This window comes from Bacteroides sp. HPS0048 (assembly GCF_964240755.1).
In the GTDB taxonomy this organism is placed as follows: Bacteria; Bacteroidota; Bacteroidia; order Bacteroidales; family Bacteroidaceae; genus Bacteroides; species Bacteroides nordii.
Genome location: NZ_CAXSVC010000018.1, coordinates 13,431 through 29,637, shown reverse-complemented (window position 1 = coordinate 29,637; position 16,207 = coordinate 13,431). Strand labels below are relative to the sequence as shown.

Here is a 16,207-nt window from a genome sequence, read left to right as displayed (position 1 = left end):
ACAATTACCATGAAACAATTGATTCAATGCATGGGTATGCTGATGTTGCTGTTTGGGCTTTCCTCCAGGGTATCAGCACAGATAACCCTTGTGAAGGATGGTAAAGCCACTTCACGAATCGTATTAGTTGAGAAGAATGAAGTGAACGAGCAAGCAGCCACCTTGCTGCAAGACTTTGTCAAACGGATCAGCCAGGCTACGCTTCCGATCGTTGCCGATACAAAGGCAAGAAGCGGGGACATTCTGATTGGAGGAAAACAAGCCTCAGCCGGAGAAGACGGTTTTTTGCTGAAAACGACAGCAAACGAACAACTACAAATATCCAGCGGAGGCGATAAAGGCGCCATCTATGGTGTAGTTTCCTTATTGGAACAATACATGGGCGTGTCCTATTTTGCAAAAGAGGCCTATACGTTGACTCCGATGCAGACAATCACACTTCCCGCTATCCACAGGGAAGAAACACCGGCATTCCGTTATCGCCAAACTTACAGCTATAACAACGACGACCCGGTCTATAAGCTATGGTTCCGCTTGGAAGAACCAAAAGACATGTTTATCGAAAACATGTGGGTACACACGTTCAACCGTATTCTGCCGTCCGACCGGTTTGGCAAGGAACATCCCGAATATTACTCATTCATCAACGGTGAGCATCGTCCGGGACACAACAGCCAGTGGTGTCTGACCAACCCTAAAGTATTCGACGCGGCCGTACGCCAGCTAGATTCGATCTTTAAGGCTCACCCGGACATGAAAATGATTTCGGTCAGTCAGAACGACGGTAACAATACGAATTGTTCCTGTCCGGCTTGTAAAGAAGTAGACGAGTACGAAGGTTCACCTTCCGGCAACCTGATCCGGTTCCTGAATAAACTGGCCGAACGTTTCCCTGATAAAGAATTTTCCACATTGGCTTATCTGTATTCCATGCAGCCGCCCAAGCATGTGAAACCGTTACCCAACGTCAACATCATGTTGTGTGACATAGATTGTAAACGTGAGGTTCCGTTAACCGATAATGCCTCCGGCCGTGATTTCGTAAAAGCGCTGGAAGGATGGTCGAAGATATCCGACAATATATTTGTATGGGATTATGGGATCAATTTCGATAATATCGTCTCACCATTCCCCAACTTCCATATCCTGCAAAAGAATATCCAACTATTCAAGAAAAATCATGTGACAATGCACTTTTCGCAGGTAAATGGTATCCGGGGCGGGGATTTCTCTGAGATGCGGGCTTACATGATCGGAAAATTAATGTGGGACCCATACCAGAACGCCGACTCCCTGATGCGTACCTTCATGAATGGTTATTACGGAGCGGCCGCCCCTTACCTGTATCAATACCAGAAGATCATGCAAGGCGCACTGTTGGCCGGCGGACAACCGTTATGGATATATGATTCTCCGATATCCCATAAAAATGGCATGTTGAACCCCGTTTTGCTGAAAACATACAACGAACTGTTCGACCAGGCAGAGGAAGCCGTCGCTGGAGATACCGTACTGTTGCGCCGCGTACAATTATCCCGCCTCCCGCTGCAATATTCGGAACTCGAGATCGCCCGTACACAGGTCGGTACAGATAAAACGAAGATCAGGGAATTACTCGGGCTATTCGACCGGCGTACCCGTCAGTTCGGCGTCACGTCATTGAATGAACGTAAAAACGCACCCGGCGAATATTGTGAATTGTACAAGAAACGATTCTTGCCGCAAAACGAGCAAAGCAAGGCCTCCGGCGCCTCCCTCACCTGGATCATCCCGCCTCAGGAACGTTATAAAACATTGGGCGAAACAGCCCTGACCGACGAACTGTTCGGAGGAACAACATATGTAGAAAGCTGGGTAGGATGGAACGGGACGGACGGTGCTTTCATTCTAGACCTGGGCGAAGAGAAAAGTTTCACCCGGATAGAAGCGGATTTCCTCCACCAACTAGGTGGCTGGGTTTTATTGCCTCATAGTGTCAGCTATTCTATATCCTCGGACAATACGACATACAAACCTTTCGGCTCGTTTACATTTGCTGAAGACCGGGACCTGCAGGTTAAATTTGTCGAAGGAAAAGCGGAGTCGGATAGCCCTGTCAAGGCCAGATACATCAAAGTTGAGGTCAAAGGGATCGGATTATGCCCAGACTGGCATTATGGCGTAGGTTATCCTGTCTGGTTTTTTATGGATGAAGTAAGTGTATATTAAAAAATCCGTGATCCAATTATGAACAGAGAACTATTATTCTATATAACAGCAATACTGCTTTGCGCCGGGATACTTTCCTGCAATAAAAAAGAAGCCATCGCGACATGCAACTATGAGGTAGTACCTCTGCCGAAGTCGATCACTCCAGCTAAAGAGGCCCCTTTTATATTGAGCACATCCACCCATATCGGATATCCGGAAGGAAACGAGAAGCTGAGACAAACGGCGGTTTTTCTTTCCGGATATATCCGCGAAATGACAGGCATCGAAACAGAAGTAACAGCAGATACGGGTTCTTCCAATAGCATTCGCCTCGTATTAGATCGTACTGCCGTATCTTCACCGGAAGGCTACCGGCTAAAAGTCGGCAAGAGAGACATTACCATCACGGGGAGTTCGGAAGCCGGTATATTTTATGGTATACAGACACTTCGAAAATCACTCCCCGTGACGGGACAAAAGGAGATAAGTTTTCCGGCCGTACAGATTCTAGACGAGCCGGAATACCGCTACCGGGGAATGCATCTCGACGTAGGCCGCCATTTCTTCTCGACTGATTTCATCAAGAAATACATTGACATTATCGCTCTCCATAACCTGAATACCTTCCATTGGCACCTGACTGATGACCAGGGGTGGCGTATCGAAATTAAAAAATACCCGAAGTTGACCGAAATTGGTTCCAAACGGAAAGAGTCGTTACTGAATGACGGTCCCGGGAAATTCGACGGAAAACCATACGGTGGTTTTTATACGCAGGAGGAAGTAAAGGACATCATCGAATATGCGGCAGAACGTTATATCACCGTTATTCCGGAGATCGATCTGCCGGGACACATCACCTCCGCGCTTGCTGCCTATCCGGATCTAGGATGCACAGGAGGCCCCTACGAAGTGGCTACTACGTATGGTGTCCATAAGGAGGTATTATGTGTTGGCAATGAGCAATCGCTTCGTTTTGCGAAAGATGTGTTATCGGAAATTATTGAGCTTTTCCCTTCCCATTACATTCATGTAGGAGGCGACGAATGTCCACGTGACCGCTGGCAACAATGCCCGAAATGCCAGGCATTGATCCACAATAACGGATGGAAAGATACGAAAGAACATAAAGCGGAAGACAAACTCCAGAGTTATTTTATGACAGAAGTGGAGAGGTTCGTCAACAGCAAAGGACGTCAGATTATCGGCTGGGATGAAATATTGGAAGGAGGGTTGGCTCCCAATGCGACCGTCATGTCATGGAGAGGTACGGAAAATGGTATCAAAGCGGCTGAAATGCAACATGATGTCATTATGACCCCAGCGGGTATTACTTATTTCAGTGGCCGCCAGTTATTGGAACTGGGTGGTAACCGGGGGGTTCGCCGTGTCTATGATTTCAAAATCTGTCCGGATACATTATCGGAAGCTGCCGCCAAGCATATCATCGGTGTACAGGCCTGTCTATGGTCGGAGCGAATTGATACCCCGGAACGGGCTGAGTACCTAATCCTTCCACGTCTGGCCGCGTTAAGCGAATTAGGCTGGGCTGATCCTGAACAACACGATTTCGACGCTTTTATGGATCGTTTGTATCGTTTGATAACTGTATATGACAAATCTCATTATACTTATTCGGAACATGTTTTTCAAATAACCGAGAACTTCCGGACAGACACGTTGCAAGACGCGCTTGAGATTTCCCTTTCCACTATCGGTAACCGCCCGATCTACTATACGACAGACGGAAGTCAACCGGATACAGCTTCCCTGATCTATACGGAACCATTGATAATACGGGAAGACACCAAACTGAAAGCCGTTATTGTTACGACTGAGGATACCAGTAGTGTATTTGAGGAACATATCCATGTAAACAAAGCAACTTTCAAACCTTCCTGGCTGGCCAATGCACCACATGAGAACTATACTTTCAACGGGGTAAGCACGCTGACTGACGGATTACAGGGTAATCAGAACTATAACACCGGCCGTTGGCTCGGCTTCCTGAAAGATATGGATCTGACCATCGACCTACAAAAGTCGACACCTGTCTCTTCGGTATCGCTGACTGTCAACGTCTCAAAAGGAGCAGCCGTAATGGATGCCACCGGGCTGGAAGTATGGTGTTCTGAAGATGGAAAAGAGTACCGAAAACTTGCTTCGGCCTCTTATCCGGTTTTAGACAAGGAAGATAAAGACGGTATTTACCCGCATACGCTTTCTTTCTCTGTGGTGGAAACCCGTTATGTACGGATTATTGCTAGAGTTACACCGAAATTACCGGCCTGGCATATGTGGCCCGGCAATCCCACATTTTTATTTGTGGATGAAGTTTGTGTAAAATAAGAATTATTCACTTGTCTTTTGCAAAGATACATTTTTTCGAGGATGAAAACCAGTATATAATACACTTTTTTGATGACAACTTGGGGTAATATCACATTTTTTAGAGGATATGATCTTCCAGTTGTAAAAACAAGAATCTTTGCGAATTCATTAAAAAACATGGTGCCAATTGTGACAAATTCACAAACAGGCAGTCTTATCAAGAATAGAACGAGAAATTGAAGAGAATTATCCAAACGAAATAGTTCCAAATGAAAAGAGTCGAATAACTAGTAATTTCTGTGATAGTCTGACGGCAGTTCTCAAGACGTTGAACATACTATTTTTGTATCGTTTCGGACAATCTTTCATGTTTCAACTTGCTGCTTGTATGAACAGTGCTCCCTATGACAAATGCCAGTCGGGGTATTGGCAATCGGGCTGTATAGCGGATAAATACGTATCAACCATGCAACTGGCAGATAAAGTTAAACCACTGTAAGTGTGTCATATTGCGTTAACCAAAAAGGTTTATGAGTTGCAAGTAGTGAATGAACACACAGATATAGAAACATCATTCTTTGGCTTGTCGAATGCCCCCTATATAACAATACTTTATGCAGGCTACCTCTAATCTATTAAAAATTGTCCGAATTATGATTTTGTCATTTAATTTGCTATATTTGCAAAACAATTACAAATTTAAGGGATGAAATGATACTTGAAATTCGTTTGAGCAACTTCTTCTCAATTAAAGATGAGGTGGTACTGGATATGCAGGCAGCAAGCATACAGACAAAAAAGGCAAAGGAGCTTGAAGAAAATACATTTGTATGCGGTGATGAGCGGTTGCTTAAAACTGTTGCCATTTATGGTGCAAATGCGTCAGGAAAGAGCAGCCTTATCAAGGCTATTCGCGCTTGTGTGGGAATGATATTCTCATCTCATAATTACAATGAGAATACGATATTTGCCTTTACTCCGTTCAAATTCGGAGGCATTGGCAAGCCAAGTACATTCTTCATTCGCTTCCTCCTTGAAGGTATCGAATATGAATATTCTTTTGAACTCAATAAAGTTGAGATACTGAAAGAGGCACTTTACTATTATCCGAATGGCCGTCGTTCACTGGTATTTTCCCGTGATGAAACAAAGGGACCCGACAAAAAGAATATCTATGAATTCCGCTCGGTGATTCGCCGCCCTATGGATGTTGCTGCCAATACATCCAAAAAAACGCTTTTCGTGTCACGCGCCAGTCAGATGGATCGAGATACAGCAAAAGATGTTTTTCGATATTTCAATGAGCGTTTTATTTTGAATTATTTCGGATATAATTCGTTCTCTGTCGAGCGCTTGTTGAATGAGAACAAAGAACAGTTCCTTAATGTGCTGCGAATTGCTGATAGCGACATTGTCAAAATCGACAGCAGGCACGAGAATAAAGTATTTTCGACTGCAGTGATTGACCCTGCAGACAATCAAATATTGTCGGTAGAAGATATTCAGAAACCACAGCTGGTCATTACGACCTATCACAGAAATAACCCGGATGTTCCTTTCAACTTTTTTGCAGAAGAGTCTGATGGAACACAGCGTTTATTCAATATGATGCTGACAATCCTGGATATCGTCAAGAATAATAAAATCTTGTTGATAGATGAAATCGAAACGCAGCTGCATATAAAACTGGTAGAATATATTATCGGTTTGTTCAATAAAAGCGAATCGGCGCAGTTGATATATACTACACACAATACATACCTGCTTAATACCAACAAGTTACGTAAGGATCAGATATATTTTGTTAACAAACGGGATGACGGGTCCTCGGATTTGTATTCGCTGTTTGATTACAAAGATTTCCGTGACGGGCTGGATGCAGAAAAGGCATATCTGCAAGGTCGTTTTGATGCCATCCCGTATATTGACGAACAGACGGATAATTTTATAAAATAGAAACTGATATGGGACGACAAATAAGAAAATCCAAAGGCAAAACAATGAAGCCAAACTTCTTTGTTTTCTGTGAAGGGGAGTCTGAGGTTGCTTATATCAGCCACCTCCGTTCACAATACCGTGCGCCTATTCAAATTATCCCAAGAAAGAGCGATTCGAACATATCCGTTCGGTATATAGAGAATTGTAAACGGGAATATGTTGTAACCAAAAATGATAAAACATTCCTAATGTTTGACCTAGATGTGGACGGAATGCTGGAACACCTGCTAAGTATTCCAGATGCGATATTGATGGTGTCGAATCCATGTATTGAGTTGTGGTATTTGCTGCACTTTGAGAAGTGTCATGCCGAACTAACGCAAAACGTCTGCATCAAGAAACTGAAAAGACATCTTGAACACTACACAAAGGGAACTTTGGCATTAAATGAGAAACAGCAACTGTCTGAAAAAACATCAGAAGCAACGGCAAGAGCCAAGATGCTGGATACATATAATAATCCATCAACTACCATCTATAAAATGATAGAACTGCTGGAAAGTTTGTAATTTGAAGATTATGGAGAATAGGGAAATAACATTAGCTGATATCTTTCTTGACATCTTGTCAGAATCACAAGATAAAGGTGCAAAACTAATGGCAGAGCGAATAAAAGCAGCTATTAAATCGCCGGAGATATTGGAGCTGGTAAATATATGTGTTATAAATGCATTGGGATATAAATCAAAAATTAGCAGCAAAACCGTAGATAATGCAATTGATAGTATTGTCAGTTTTGTACACTCTGAAATTGATAGTAGTAATTTATCGGATAATGATAAAGAGAAAGAAAAGAATTCATACAAACACTTTGCAAAAAGTCTCGGTAAAATATTAAAAGAGAATTTACAGGTGGCGCAACAGCTAATATAAAAGAAGTAATTATGGACATCTATAATTGGGAATAATATTATTCAAGCAGTGGAATATTGGCAAGTAATCGGAGGACAGATTCGTATTCGTTGAGGCAAATCCATGCGCAAGACATCATATATCAGAATTATAGCACCATTAATAGGCAATACATGTAATGCATTGGAATGAGATTATCAGAACCCTCATGGCCAGTCCGAAGTCATACCACAGTTCCTTATGAAGGTCTACCTTGAAAGAGGCCTTCTTTTCCGCCCTAAAAGGTGATTTGTACCACACGCTGTTTCCACGCTGTATTACCGGTTCATATCCGAATCCAGCTAAAAAATCAACAAGTCTGATGTCCTTTGCTTCCTGTATGTTCATAACATCTCATTTTCATGGATTTGGGCAAAGAACCGCTTTATCTCTAAAACATGAAAAGCAATGGCATCAGATGTCATCAGAAATCATCAGATGGCACAGGGCTTCTTCTATAGATATGATTTATATGAAAAATGGATACCGGTAGTATTATACGGTGTTTTTTGTGAATTAACCGTAGAATATTGCCTGTTATTCGGAAAATAATCGTATTTTTGTAGTGTGAAAAGAACTTCTAAGGTGGATTATATGAATGATATAATTAATAAAGTTGCGTCTCTCGGAGGGACTATATCCACAACGGATATATCTCACCTGTCGGAATATAAACAGGTGTTGCGAGCTAAAGAACGTGGCGATTTGATAAGATTGCGTCATGGGGTATATGCTGCTCCTGAGGCATTGCTAAACACGATGATAGACGTGGAGAGGATAATACCGAATGGTGTTTATGCCTGTACAATGCCTGGACATATCATCAACTGTCTACGACAGTCCCGCCTGCTTTTTGCATAGCCATTGCCAATAAAAGGAAAGTAGTGCTTCCACACGCCCTGCCTATAGAACTTTATTATTGGAAAAAAGAGAACTTGGAGTTTGGGATTATGGATGCGGATATATCGGGATATAAAGTTCATATTACTGATATGGAACGAAGTGTTTGTGATGCGGTGAAGTATCGGAACAAGATTGGTCTGGACGTTTGCGCGGAAGTAATACGTACTTATCTGAAAAAGCCGAACCGTAATCTCGCCCGTTTGCAGGATTACGCCAAGCGCCTAAGAGTGTTTAACACGTTGAAAAATTATCTCGAAATCGCAATAGAATAAGATAATGGGAAAGAAAAACTATGACAAGTCTGTAAAGACACGCTTGCTCAACCTCATGAATGAGACAGGCTATAAATACATGGTATCTTCTGGCAAGATACTTCAACGAGAGACTGCTTTGCAGGGCTTCTGTAAGCCAGTACAAGGACAAATTCTTGTTGAAAGGCGGTTCTTTGCTTTATGCCATGAATGGACTTGAGGCTCGTCCTACGGTTGATGTGGGTTTATGGCGGACAGGATCAGTTGTGGCTGGGATTTCCTGGCTCGTGTATTCCAAGAAATCCTGGGTATCGTATGCCATGAAGATGGGGTGTCATTTGACGCAGGAAGTATCAAAATAGAACCGATTACAGTCGAAAAGAAATATCCTGGTACAAGATTCTATTTTACTGCCCATCTTGCTGATCGAACACGGAGGCTATAGCAATATGTATATGGATTCAATAAAATACAACGAAATCACCCAGGTTAACCGTGCTTCCCGTAAAGCATACGAGCAGATTCAGTCCGAAGGAATTAAAGATGTATATTATTTGTCCCGCGAAGACCTGAACATACCATCCGGTGGTTGGGTTGACTATGTGCACCCGTCCGACTTCGGAATGCAGCAACAGGCGGCAGCTGTAGAAAGAAAGGTCCGGGAAATCCTGCATATTCCTTTAGGCAGCCTGACAACAACCATTCCCGTCACCCAACGCCGGGAACCGAACATGTATGAATGGCAGGCTCGTCACCGCGCTTTTCTGGAGCAGGTACGCAACCATCCGCCTAAAGCTGTAATCTTAGGCAATTCGATCACCCACTATTGGGGTGGCGAACCAGAACACCGCAACAAGAACGGACGAGAGGCCTGGGAAAAGGTCATGAGACCTGCCGGTTTCCAGAACCTAGGCTGCGGATGGGATCGCATCGAAAATGTGCTTTGGCGTGTATACCACGGAGAACTGGACGGCTACAAAGCAGGAAAAGTCGTCTTGATGATCGGCACGAACAACTGTGGCCTGAACAGCGACAGGGATATCGTCGAAGGTCTCCGCTTCCTCCTTTCCGCCATCCGTCAGCGACAACCGGAAGCCTCCGTCAAAGTGATCGGCATCCTTCCCCGCCGTAATCAGGAACAATGGGTAAGGAACATTAACTTCGATATTAAGGAGATGGTGGAAACGGAAGGTTACGAATTTGCCAATCCGGGAACTGCCCTATTGCTGCAAGACGGCAAAATAGACGAAAGCCTGTTTATCGGTGACGGCCTCCATCCGAATAACAGAGGATATGAATTGATTGCCGGAGAGATCGCATCCTCCAACAAAAGTTTTTGAAAAATAATCCTGCATTCCTTTACCTGTATAGCGGAATATTTCGCATTCACGTTATTACAGATGAAGGGAATGATATAATTCGGGATATTCAGTCAATGAGCTAAAATAAAATGGTTTGTTTACTGAATGTCCCCTTTTAATACAGAGCCTTTGGGGCTTTTTCCTGCAACTTTTCGAATTTTTTCCGGTAGGAAAGTGGGCTTATACCTGTTTTACTCTTGAAAAAGCACGAGAAGTAGTTGGCCGACCCGAAATTTAACTTCATTGCAATGTCTTGGACCGACATTTCCGTATTGTCCAGTAATTTTTTGATATTACTAATTTTTTGTTGTAAAATGTATTGATGGATGGTGATTCCGGTGTATCGCTTGAATGATTTCCTGAGATTGGAATAGCTCATGTTGATGGATTCGGCAATGTCTTCCGGTGTTAATTTGTCGTAAATGTTTTCTAGAATCAGTACGCATGCCTCCTGTATCTTCTGCAGAGAAGCTGGTTCACAATCATAGTTTTTGTTGATCGAATAGATATCGCCGATCATATGCATCATAATTCCCGCCATGACAGCTTGAAATCCGGGTGACTGTGCCAAGGCACAGTCAAGCATTTCTTGAAAATGCTTGACTATTTGTTCGTTTATGCCGATGTGGATAATGGGATCATTAGGTTGGAAAATCTTATTGAGTAATTTATTAAAATATTCTCCTTGGAAAGTTACAAAATATTCATTCCATCCGATGTCTTTTGCCGGTCGGTATGTATGCCATTCTCTGGGAAACAAAAGGAAAACATCTCCTTTAGTTATTTTTTTTTCGGAACAGTTGCCGGACTGAAATGTACCTCTCCCTTTTGTAATATAGATTAAGGAGAATTCGTCTAAGATTCGTCCTCGTTCGGGATTGAAGGTGTATCCGAATGGATGGCCTTTTGGAGGATAGCTGTCTAGAAACTTGGTGGATTGGAATCCTATACTGCTCACCGACATTTTCCATATGTCTTTATCTTTATTGTTTGCTAAGTATTTGACAATGTTGTGTTTATTGTAGTCTACATTCATTTTTTTTTGTTTTTAGTATTTTTTATCTATTTGCATAAATCTCAGAATAACTTTTTTATTTAATATCCGCCTGTCCTCAGTTTTAGTTTGTTCCCTTTATTGATGAGGAATCGGGAGCGGTCTGTTAGAGTAGATAAGAGCGTCATTACAGTGGATTTGAGCATTGGAATCGGGATTCAGCCATTTGAATGTAACGATATGTTTTCCTTCTGGCAACTGATATTTCCAGAACAGGTCTACACGATGATTTTTCCCGGTTGGTAGAACAGCCCTTTCAATGATTTTTCCGTCAACATACATTTCTACTTGAGCAACATAGTTTTTAGCTCCCCGGATGTAGCCCGTGAAAACGATACCTGTCCCTTCGAAAGTAAATGAGCCGAGGTGTCTTAGTTCCTTCCGGATTTCCTGACGGCCAATTGGGAACATGCCTTCGAATGCTTGTTCAAAACGGACTGGAACAGGTGTCTGGCAGACAATAGTAATATTGTCTCCACTGATGCTGCCACCGTTGCGTTTGATCATCTGCAATGCATGTTTGAAAGAGGTTTGGTAGGTCTGGTTTAAAGACATATCTGTATAGGCAAAATTGAGGTTCTCTACTTCACGCAAGTTTTTCATCCAGTATTCGGGAATCTGGCTATATCCTTGTATAGTGGCCAGAATGCCTGCTGCAGATGCTGGATTGCAGTCGGAGTCTTGTCCGCAGCGTGTTGAGATATCCATAGTTTTATAAAAATCACCCTCTCCGTACAGCAATCCCATAACTACGTATGCGCAATTGATGACGGCATCAATATTGTATGGAAGTAAAGTCCCTTCAGGACAGCCGATATCCTGATTCCATTTTTTTTCACATTCAGCCCATGTTTGTTTCCAGTCGTTTGGATATTGTCGATGCCATTGGATTACATCGTTCATACACTGGTGGAAGCGGCTGTTTTCTGGAATGGTTTTCAAGGCTTCTTGGACTACTATGTTAATGTCATCGGAAATGAAAGCAAGCGAATACATGGCACCAATGTAGACTCCACCATACCATCCATCGCCATAATTCATGATATGACCGATTTTGTCTGATATTTCGGAAGCTGTATTTGGCATACCTGGTGTCATTAAGCCGGCAAAATCGGCTTCGATTTGGTAATCGATATCATCGGCATGTGGGTTATTCAGCCAATGTCCGGAAGCAGGAGGCATAATGCCGTTTAAAATGTTGTAGCGTGCTGCCTGATTGGCGTGCCAAAGTCCATAGTCTGCGTGAGCAAATGCATGTGCGAAAGAGTCGACTGGAGCGTCTATTCCCAAACGGTCGAAGACCTCTACGAATGTCAAATCCATATAGATGTCATCAAACAATCCGGGAGCATGCTTGAAATAGTTCTTGATACACCCATCTGCATAGCTAATCGGGACGTAGTCTTGAATCATGGCGCTTCGATAACGGAATTCAGTCGGACCTCCGTATGCTACGCCGATCGTTTGTCCAGCCCAGCCACCTTTGATTTTGTCTAATAGCCTTTCTTGGCTAATCGTATAGGTTTGAGGAAGACTATCTGTTTTTTCCAATGTCTGTTGTGAGCAAGAAAGCATTCCTGTTGCAAACCCAATTGCTAAAAAGAGTAGGATTTTGTTCATCATAAGATATGTTTTTAGTGTTATTGTATTAAAATATAAAATTTAGTTAACGATGAAACAAAGATAATAAAAAGGATTCTTCTCTTTTGTTTAAAAATAGACGTGAAAAGATAAACTCAATAATAACATTTAAGAGGTGAATGATATATATATAGTTGAAAAATAATTTGTTATAAAATATTATTTCCTTATCTCACTAAGATAAGAAAATGGATGTGGTGTCAAAAAAGAAAGGATTTATGTCAAAAAAAATAACAAATGACAAAAAAGATTTTTTCTAAGGAAAGTCATAGAAGTTTGATTTATTCGAATGGTCAAAAAACTGTATAAAAATACCATTCTTTATGGTTTTGTTTTTTTTTTAAAATGAATATTTGCAAATAATGTTTAACTTTAATGATAGTAATTATGAAGAGTCGGATTCTATTGTTTTTGGGTCTTCTATCCTGTATAGGATTGCAGATGTTTGCCCAAGTCTCTGTTTCAGGGAAAGTAGTTGATGCAGGTGGAATAGAAATGCCTGGTGTTAATATTGCAATTAAAGGAACGATGGTCGGTACGATGACAGGTGCTGATGGTACGTTTACTTTATCAAGTATTCCAGGTGGAAAAGATGCCGTATTGGTTTTTTCGTTTATCGGTTTTAGGTCCCAAGAGGTGAAAGTGGGAAATCAGACGTTTATTAATGTCAAATTAGAAGAAGATACCGAGCAACTGGAAGAAGTTGTTGTTATCGGTTATGGAACGGCTCGGAAAAAAGATCTTTCCGGCGCAATTTCAAATGTGCAGATGACAGATGAACTTGCTGCTCTGCCAAATCCGAACGTAATGGGGTCCTTATCTAGTAAAGTGGCAGGTTTCCGTTACTCTCCTACCAATAGTGCGGGGGGAGATAACTTCAGTAGTCTGAATATCCGTGGTAAGAATGCAATTCCTGCTGATGTTTCAGCTGGCCAGCAAAGTGTCAATCAGCCGTTGTTGATAGTCGATGGCGTGATTAGTTTTGGTTCAATCAATGAAATCAATACGAATGACATTCAGAGTGTAGACGTGCTGAAAGATGCTTCTGCTGCGGCAATTTACGGTTCACGTGCTGCTAATGGTGTGATCATTATTACGACTAAAAGAGGATTGAGCGAAAGGCCGGTAATCAATGTGAACTCGAGTTGGAACTTTTCCGGTTGGTCTCGTATGCCGAAAATGGTGACGGATGAAGAAAAATTCTTCCGCAACCGTTTCTATGCAAAACAGGCAGGCGGTAGTATTCCTTCTGATGCTGTCTGGTCATCTGATTTTGATAGAGCTCAGTTGATGAATACGGTTGAGTATGATGCTTATAATGAGGGTGTTTATACAGACTGGCTGGATGAAATCTCACGTACCGGTTTTGGCCAAAAGTATGACGTGAGTGTTTCCGGTCGTTCAAAAATTGTGAACTATTATATTTCAGGTGATTATACGCGCCAAAAGGGTATTCGTAAAGGGGATGATTATGAAAAATATAACATCATGACCAAGTTGGATATTCAGGCAAAGGAATGGTTGAAAATTGGTTTGAAGGGGAATTATTTAGGTGCTAAAGAATGGGGAGTTCCTGCTCGTATTCAGAACGCCACTTGGATGACACCCTATTCTTATACGCATGCGCGTCAGCCGGGGTACGAGAATTGGCCGAATTCCAGACCTGACGGCAATTCTGCCAGTCCGTTTTGGGGATCTGGTGCTGGTGACTCTCATTTGTGGACAGATGATCAGAAGCGTAATTATAACATCAATGGTGTTGCGTATGCACAGGTAGATTTTCCATTTCTACAAGGGTTGTCTTATCGTATTTCATTGAATGCCCGCCGTAATTCAGCTATGCGTGATGTTTTTAATGATCCTCGTATTTGGGTGAATACGGACAATACTGCTGATATGGACAATCCGGATAAATTTGGGGTGAATGTTGAAGGTTATTCCTATACACAACTTTCTTCTACCTGGAACGTAGATAACATCTTTACATATACGCGTGATTTTAAAAACCATCATGTGGATGCCATGATTGGTTATACACGTGAAGCATCCAACAGCGAATTGCTCCGTACCGATTTTAAGGGATTTTCTGTTCCAACTACGTTAGGGGTTTATAAACAGGACTTGGCTAATACACGTACAATTCGCCGTGAACGTACAAGTAGTTCTGCCATAGGTATATTGACTCGTGTTAATTACAATTATAAAAGTACTTACTATGCGAATTTCACGTTTCGCCGTGATGGTTATTCAGCCTTCTCTGCTGGTAACAAGTGGGGTAACTTCTATGGTGCCTCTGCAGCTTGGGTGTTGAGTAACGAAAATTTTGTCAAAGACAACGCGGATTGGTTGGATTATCTGAAGCTCCGTTTCTCTTGGGGACAGAACGGTAGTCGCTCCGTTTCTCCGTATGCGACGATTGGTTCGGTTGGAACCACTTATACTTGGTTTGGAGATTCTGCTTCCGGTAGTGCTTTCGGACTGGTTCCTTCTTCCTTGCCGAACCGTTCTTTAACATGGGCGACTGTTGAAAAGTTTAATGTAGGTATTGATTACAATGTATTGGCCGGTCGTTTGGGAGGTGCCGTTGATGTATATGCGGGTAAAACGACCGATATGTTGATGGATCGTTCTGTTCCGTATCCTACCGGTTTCCAGACTGCTAAAGCAAATGCTGGTAAAGTGACGAATAAAGGTATTGAAATCACATTGAATTCTGTGAATATTGATGGTGATGGTAAGGAAAAGTTCCGGTGGGAAACTAATGTGGTATTTGATTTGAACCGTAACGAAATCAAGAGCTTGTATGGTAAGAACTACAAAGGTGAAGAAGCGGATGATGTGGCCAATGCGGTTGCCTACGGTTTTGATAGTTACTATGCTTTAATTATCGGCAAACCGATCGGTGCAGCATATGATTTGAAGAAAGTTGGGGTTTTCCAGAGTCAGGAAGAAGTTGATAATTATGTGGACAAGGATGGTAATAAGATCATGCCGAATGCGGTTCCTGGTGATTTGAAGTTCGAAGATTTTAATGAGGATGGCAAGATTGATGCCAATGATCGTCAGTATTTGGGATCAATGGACCCGTTGTTCACAATTAATTTAGGGAACACATTGAGTTATAAAAACTTCTCTTTGTATTTCAACTTTCGTTGGATGCAGGGCAATGATACTCATTTCTTAGGCTATAATCCGCACGCTTACAGTATAGGTGGTAGTGGTGCCCAGCTGGATGCAGTTGATCCTTGGACCCCGACAAATCATACCAACGATTATCCTCGTTATGGATACAATAACTCTTTGAACTATCAGTACTGGAGTCCGCGTTCCTTCTTAAAATTGAAAGACTTGGTATTCTCTTATAATTTTGATCAAAAATTGATTAAACCTTATGGAATCGAAGGCCTTCGTTTGTATGTCTCCGGTACAGATTTGTTTACAATCACAGGCTGGACAGGTTTGGATCCTGAAGATGGGGGTACGATTGCGGGTGGCCCTACATCCAGCAGTATGGGTAGTAAAGGTACCTATCGTACATTCACAGCCGGCATTAACTTGACATTCTAATAGTAAATAAAAAAGAATTA

The 16,207-nt window shown here is 42.2% G+C and carries 12 protein-coding genes and 2 pseudogenes; 11 read left to right on the top strand and 3 right to left on the bottom strand.

Annotation, left to right across the window (positions count from 1 at the left end; genetic code table 11):
- Nucleotides 1–9: 9 nt before the first annotated feature.
- The 6 genes from ACESQI_RS14505 to ACESQI_RS14480 all read left to right on the top strand — a co-directional run bounded on the left by ACESQI_RS14505 (nucleotide 10) and on the right by ACESQI_RS14480 (nucleotide 7,392).
- Nucleotides 10–2,208, top strand: coding sequence for a DUF4838 domain-containing protein (locus tag ACESQI_RS14505; RefSeq protein WP_122116138.1), 2,199 nt, complete (start codon nucleotides 10–12; stop codon nucleotides 2,206–2,208).
- Nucleotides 2,209–2,226: 18 nt separating this feature from the next.
- Nucleotides 2,227–4,539: a family 20 glycosylhydrolase gene (locus ACESQI_RS14500; protein WP_122116139.1), complete on the top strand. Its 2,313-nt coding sequence runs from the start codon at nucleotides 2,227–2,229 to the stop codon at nucleotides 4,537–4,539.
- Between the two features lie 310 nt (nucleotides 4,540–4,849).
- Entirely contained in the window at nucleotides 4,850–5,020 is a 171-nt protein-coding gene (locus tag ACESQI_RS14495; RefSeq protein WP_178300849.1) for a hypothetical protein, read from the top strand.
- A gap of 212 nt (nucleotides 5,021–5,232) precedes the next feature.
- On the top strand, nucleotides 5,233–6,477 hold the full coding sequence (locus tag ACESQI_RS14490; RefSeq protein WP_005640368.1) for an ATP/GTP-binding protein: 1,245 nt from the start codon (nucleotides 5,233–5,235) through the stop codon (nucleotides 6,475–6,477).
- A gap of 8 nt (nucleotides 6,478–6,485) precedes the next feature.
- A complete protein-coding gene (locus ACESQI_RS14485) occupies nucleotides 6,486–7,028 on the top strand; it encodes an RloB family protein (protein ID WP_005640372.1) in 543 nt (180 codons plus the stop codon).
- 10 nt (nucleotides 7,029–7,038) lie between these two features.
- Complete coding sequence (locus ACESQI_RS14480; RefSeq protein ID WP_005828814.1) at nucleotides 7,039–7,392, top strand: hypothetical protein; 354 nt, start codon at nucleotides 7,039–7,041, stop codon at nucleotides 7,390–7,392.
- 192 nt (nucleotides 7,393–7,584) lie between these two features.
- Here ACESQI_RS14480 and ACESQI_RS14475 read toward each other — a convergent pair.
- Nucleotides 7,585–7,758 (bottom strand): annotated as a pseudogene (locus tag ACESQI_RS14475) (DNA primase); the annotation flags it as partial.
- A gap of 246 nt (nucleotides 7,759–8,004) precedes the next feature.
- Between ACESQI_RS14475 and ACESQI_RS14470 the strand changes: the two are divergent.
- The 4 genes and pseudogenes from ACESQI_RS14470 to ACESQI_RS14455 all read left to right on the top strand — a co-directional run.
- Nucleotides 8,005–8,271: a type IV toxin-antitoxin system AbiEi family antitoxin domain-containing protein gene (locus tag ACESQI_RS14470; protein WP_005640380.1), complete on the top strand. Its 267-nt coding sequence runs from the start codon at nucleotides 8,005–8,007 to the stop codon at nucleotides 8,269–8,271.
- 23 nt (nucleotides 8,272–8,294) lie between these two features.
- On the top strand, nucleotides 8,295–8,585 hold the full coding sequence (locus ACESQI_RS14465; protein ID WP_005640381.1) for a hypothetical protein: 291 nt from the start codon (nucleotides 8,295–8,297) through the stop codon (nucleotides 8,583–8,585).
- Between the two features lie 59 nt (nucleotides 8,586–8,644).
- Nucleotides 8,645–8,926, top strand: a complete 282-nt coding sequence (locus ACESQI_RS14460; protein ID WP_227945679.1) for a nucleotidyl transferase AbiEii/AbiGii toxin family protein — start codon at nucleotides 8,645–8,647, stop codon at nucleotides 8,924–8,926.
- 51 nt (nucleotides 8,927–8,977) lie between these two features.
- Nucleotides 8,978–9,904, top strand: a pseudogene (locus ACESQI_RS14455) (GDSL-type esterase/lipase family protein); the annotation flags it as partial.
- A gap of 136 nt (nucleotides 9,905–10,040) precedes the next feature.
- Here the strand turns inward: ACESQI_RS14455 and ACESQI_RS14450 are convergent.
- Both ACESQI_RS14450 and ACESQI_RS14445 read right to left on the bottom strand, forming a co-directional pair.
- Complete coding sequence (locus ACESQI_RS14450) at nucleotides 10,041–10,961, bottom strand: AraC family transcriptional regulator (RefSeq protein ID WP_373126457.1); 921 nt, start codon at nucleotides 10,959–10,961, stop codon at nucleotides 10,041–10,043.
- Nucleotides 10,962–11,057: 96 nt separating this feature from the next.
- Nucleotides 11,058–12,599 (bottom strand): ADP-ribosylglycohydrolase family protein, encoded by a 1,542-nt coding sequence (locus tag ACESQI_RS14445; RefSeq protein ID WP_005651503.1) that lies wholly within the window; start codon nucleotides 12,597–12,599, stop codon nucleotides 11,058–11,060.
- Nucleotides 12,600–13,007: 408 nt separating this feature from the next.
- Between ACESQI_RS14445 and ACESQI_RS14440 the strand changes: the two genes are divergently transcribed.
- On the top strand, nucleotides 13,008–16,187 hold the full coding sequence (locus ACESQI_RS14440) for a TonB-dependent receptor (RefSeq protein WP_036724828.1): 3,180 nt from the start codon (nucleotides 13,008–13,010) through the stop codon (nucleotides 16,185–16,187).
- The last annotated feature ends 20 nt before the right edge of the window (nucleotides 16,188–16,207 follow it).

Coding starts and splice junctions, on each gene's coding strand:
- ACESQI_RS14505 (WP_122116138.1), top strand. CDS start 10: ATGAAACAATTGATTCAATGCATGGGTATGCTGATGTTGCTGTTTGGG.
- ACESQI_RS14500 (WP_122116139.1), top strand. CDS start 2,227: ATGAACAGAGAACTATTATTCTATATAACAGCAATACTGCTTTGCGCC.
- ACESQI_RS14490 (WP_005640368.1), top strand. CDS start 5,233: ATGATACTTGAAATTCGTTTGAGCAACTTCTTCTCAATTAAAGATGAG.
- ACESQI_RS14485 (WP_005640372.1), top strand. CDS start 6,486: ATGGGACGACAAATAAGAAAATCCAAAGGCAAAACAATGAAGCCAAAC.
- ACESQI_RS14480 (WP_005828814.1), top strand. CDS start 7,039: ATGGAGAATAGGGAAATAACATTAGCTGATATCTTTCTTGACATCTTG.
- ACESQI_RS14470 (WP_005640380.1), top strand. CDS start 8,005: ATGAATGATATAATTAATAAAGTTGCGTCTCTCGGAGGGACTATATCC.
- ACESQI_RS14460 (WP_227945679.1), top strand. CDS start 8,645: ATGAGACAGGCTATAAATACATGGTATCTTCTGGCAAGATACTTCAAC.
- ACESQI_RS14450 (WP_373126457.1), bottom strand. CDS start 10,961: ATGAATGTAGACTACAATAAACACAACATTGTCAAATACTTAGCAAAC.
- ACESQI_RS14445 (WP_005651503.1), bottom strand. CDS start 12,599: ATGAACAAAATCCTACTCTTTTTAGCAATTGGGTTTGCAACAGGAATG.
- ACESQI_RS14440 (WP_036724828.1), top strand. CDS start 13,008: ATGAAGAGTCGGATTCTATTGTTTTTGGGTCTTCTATCCTGTATAGGA.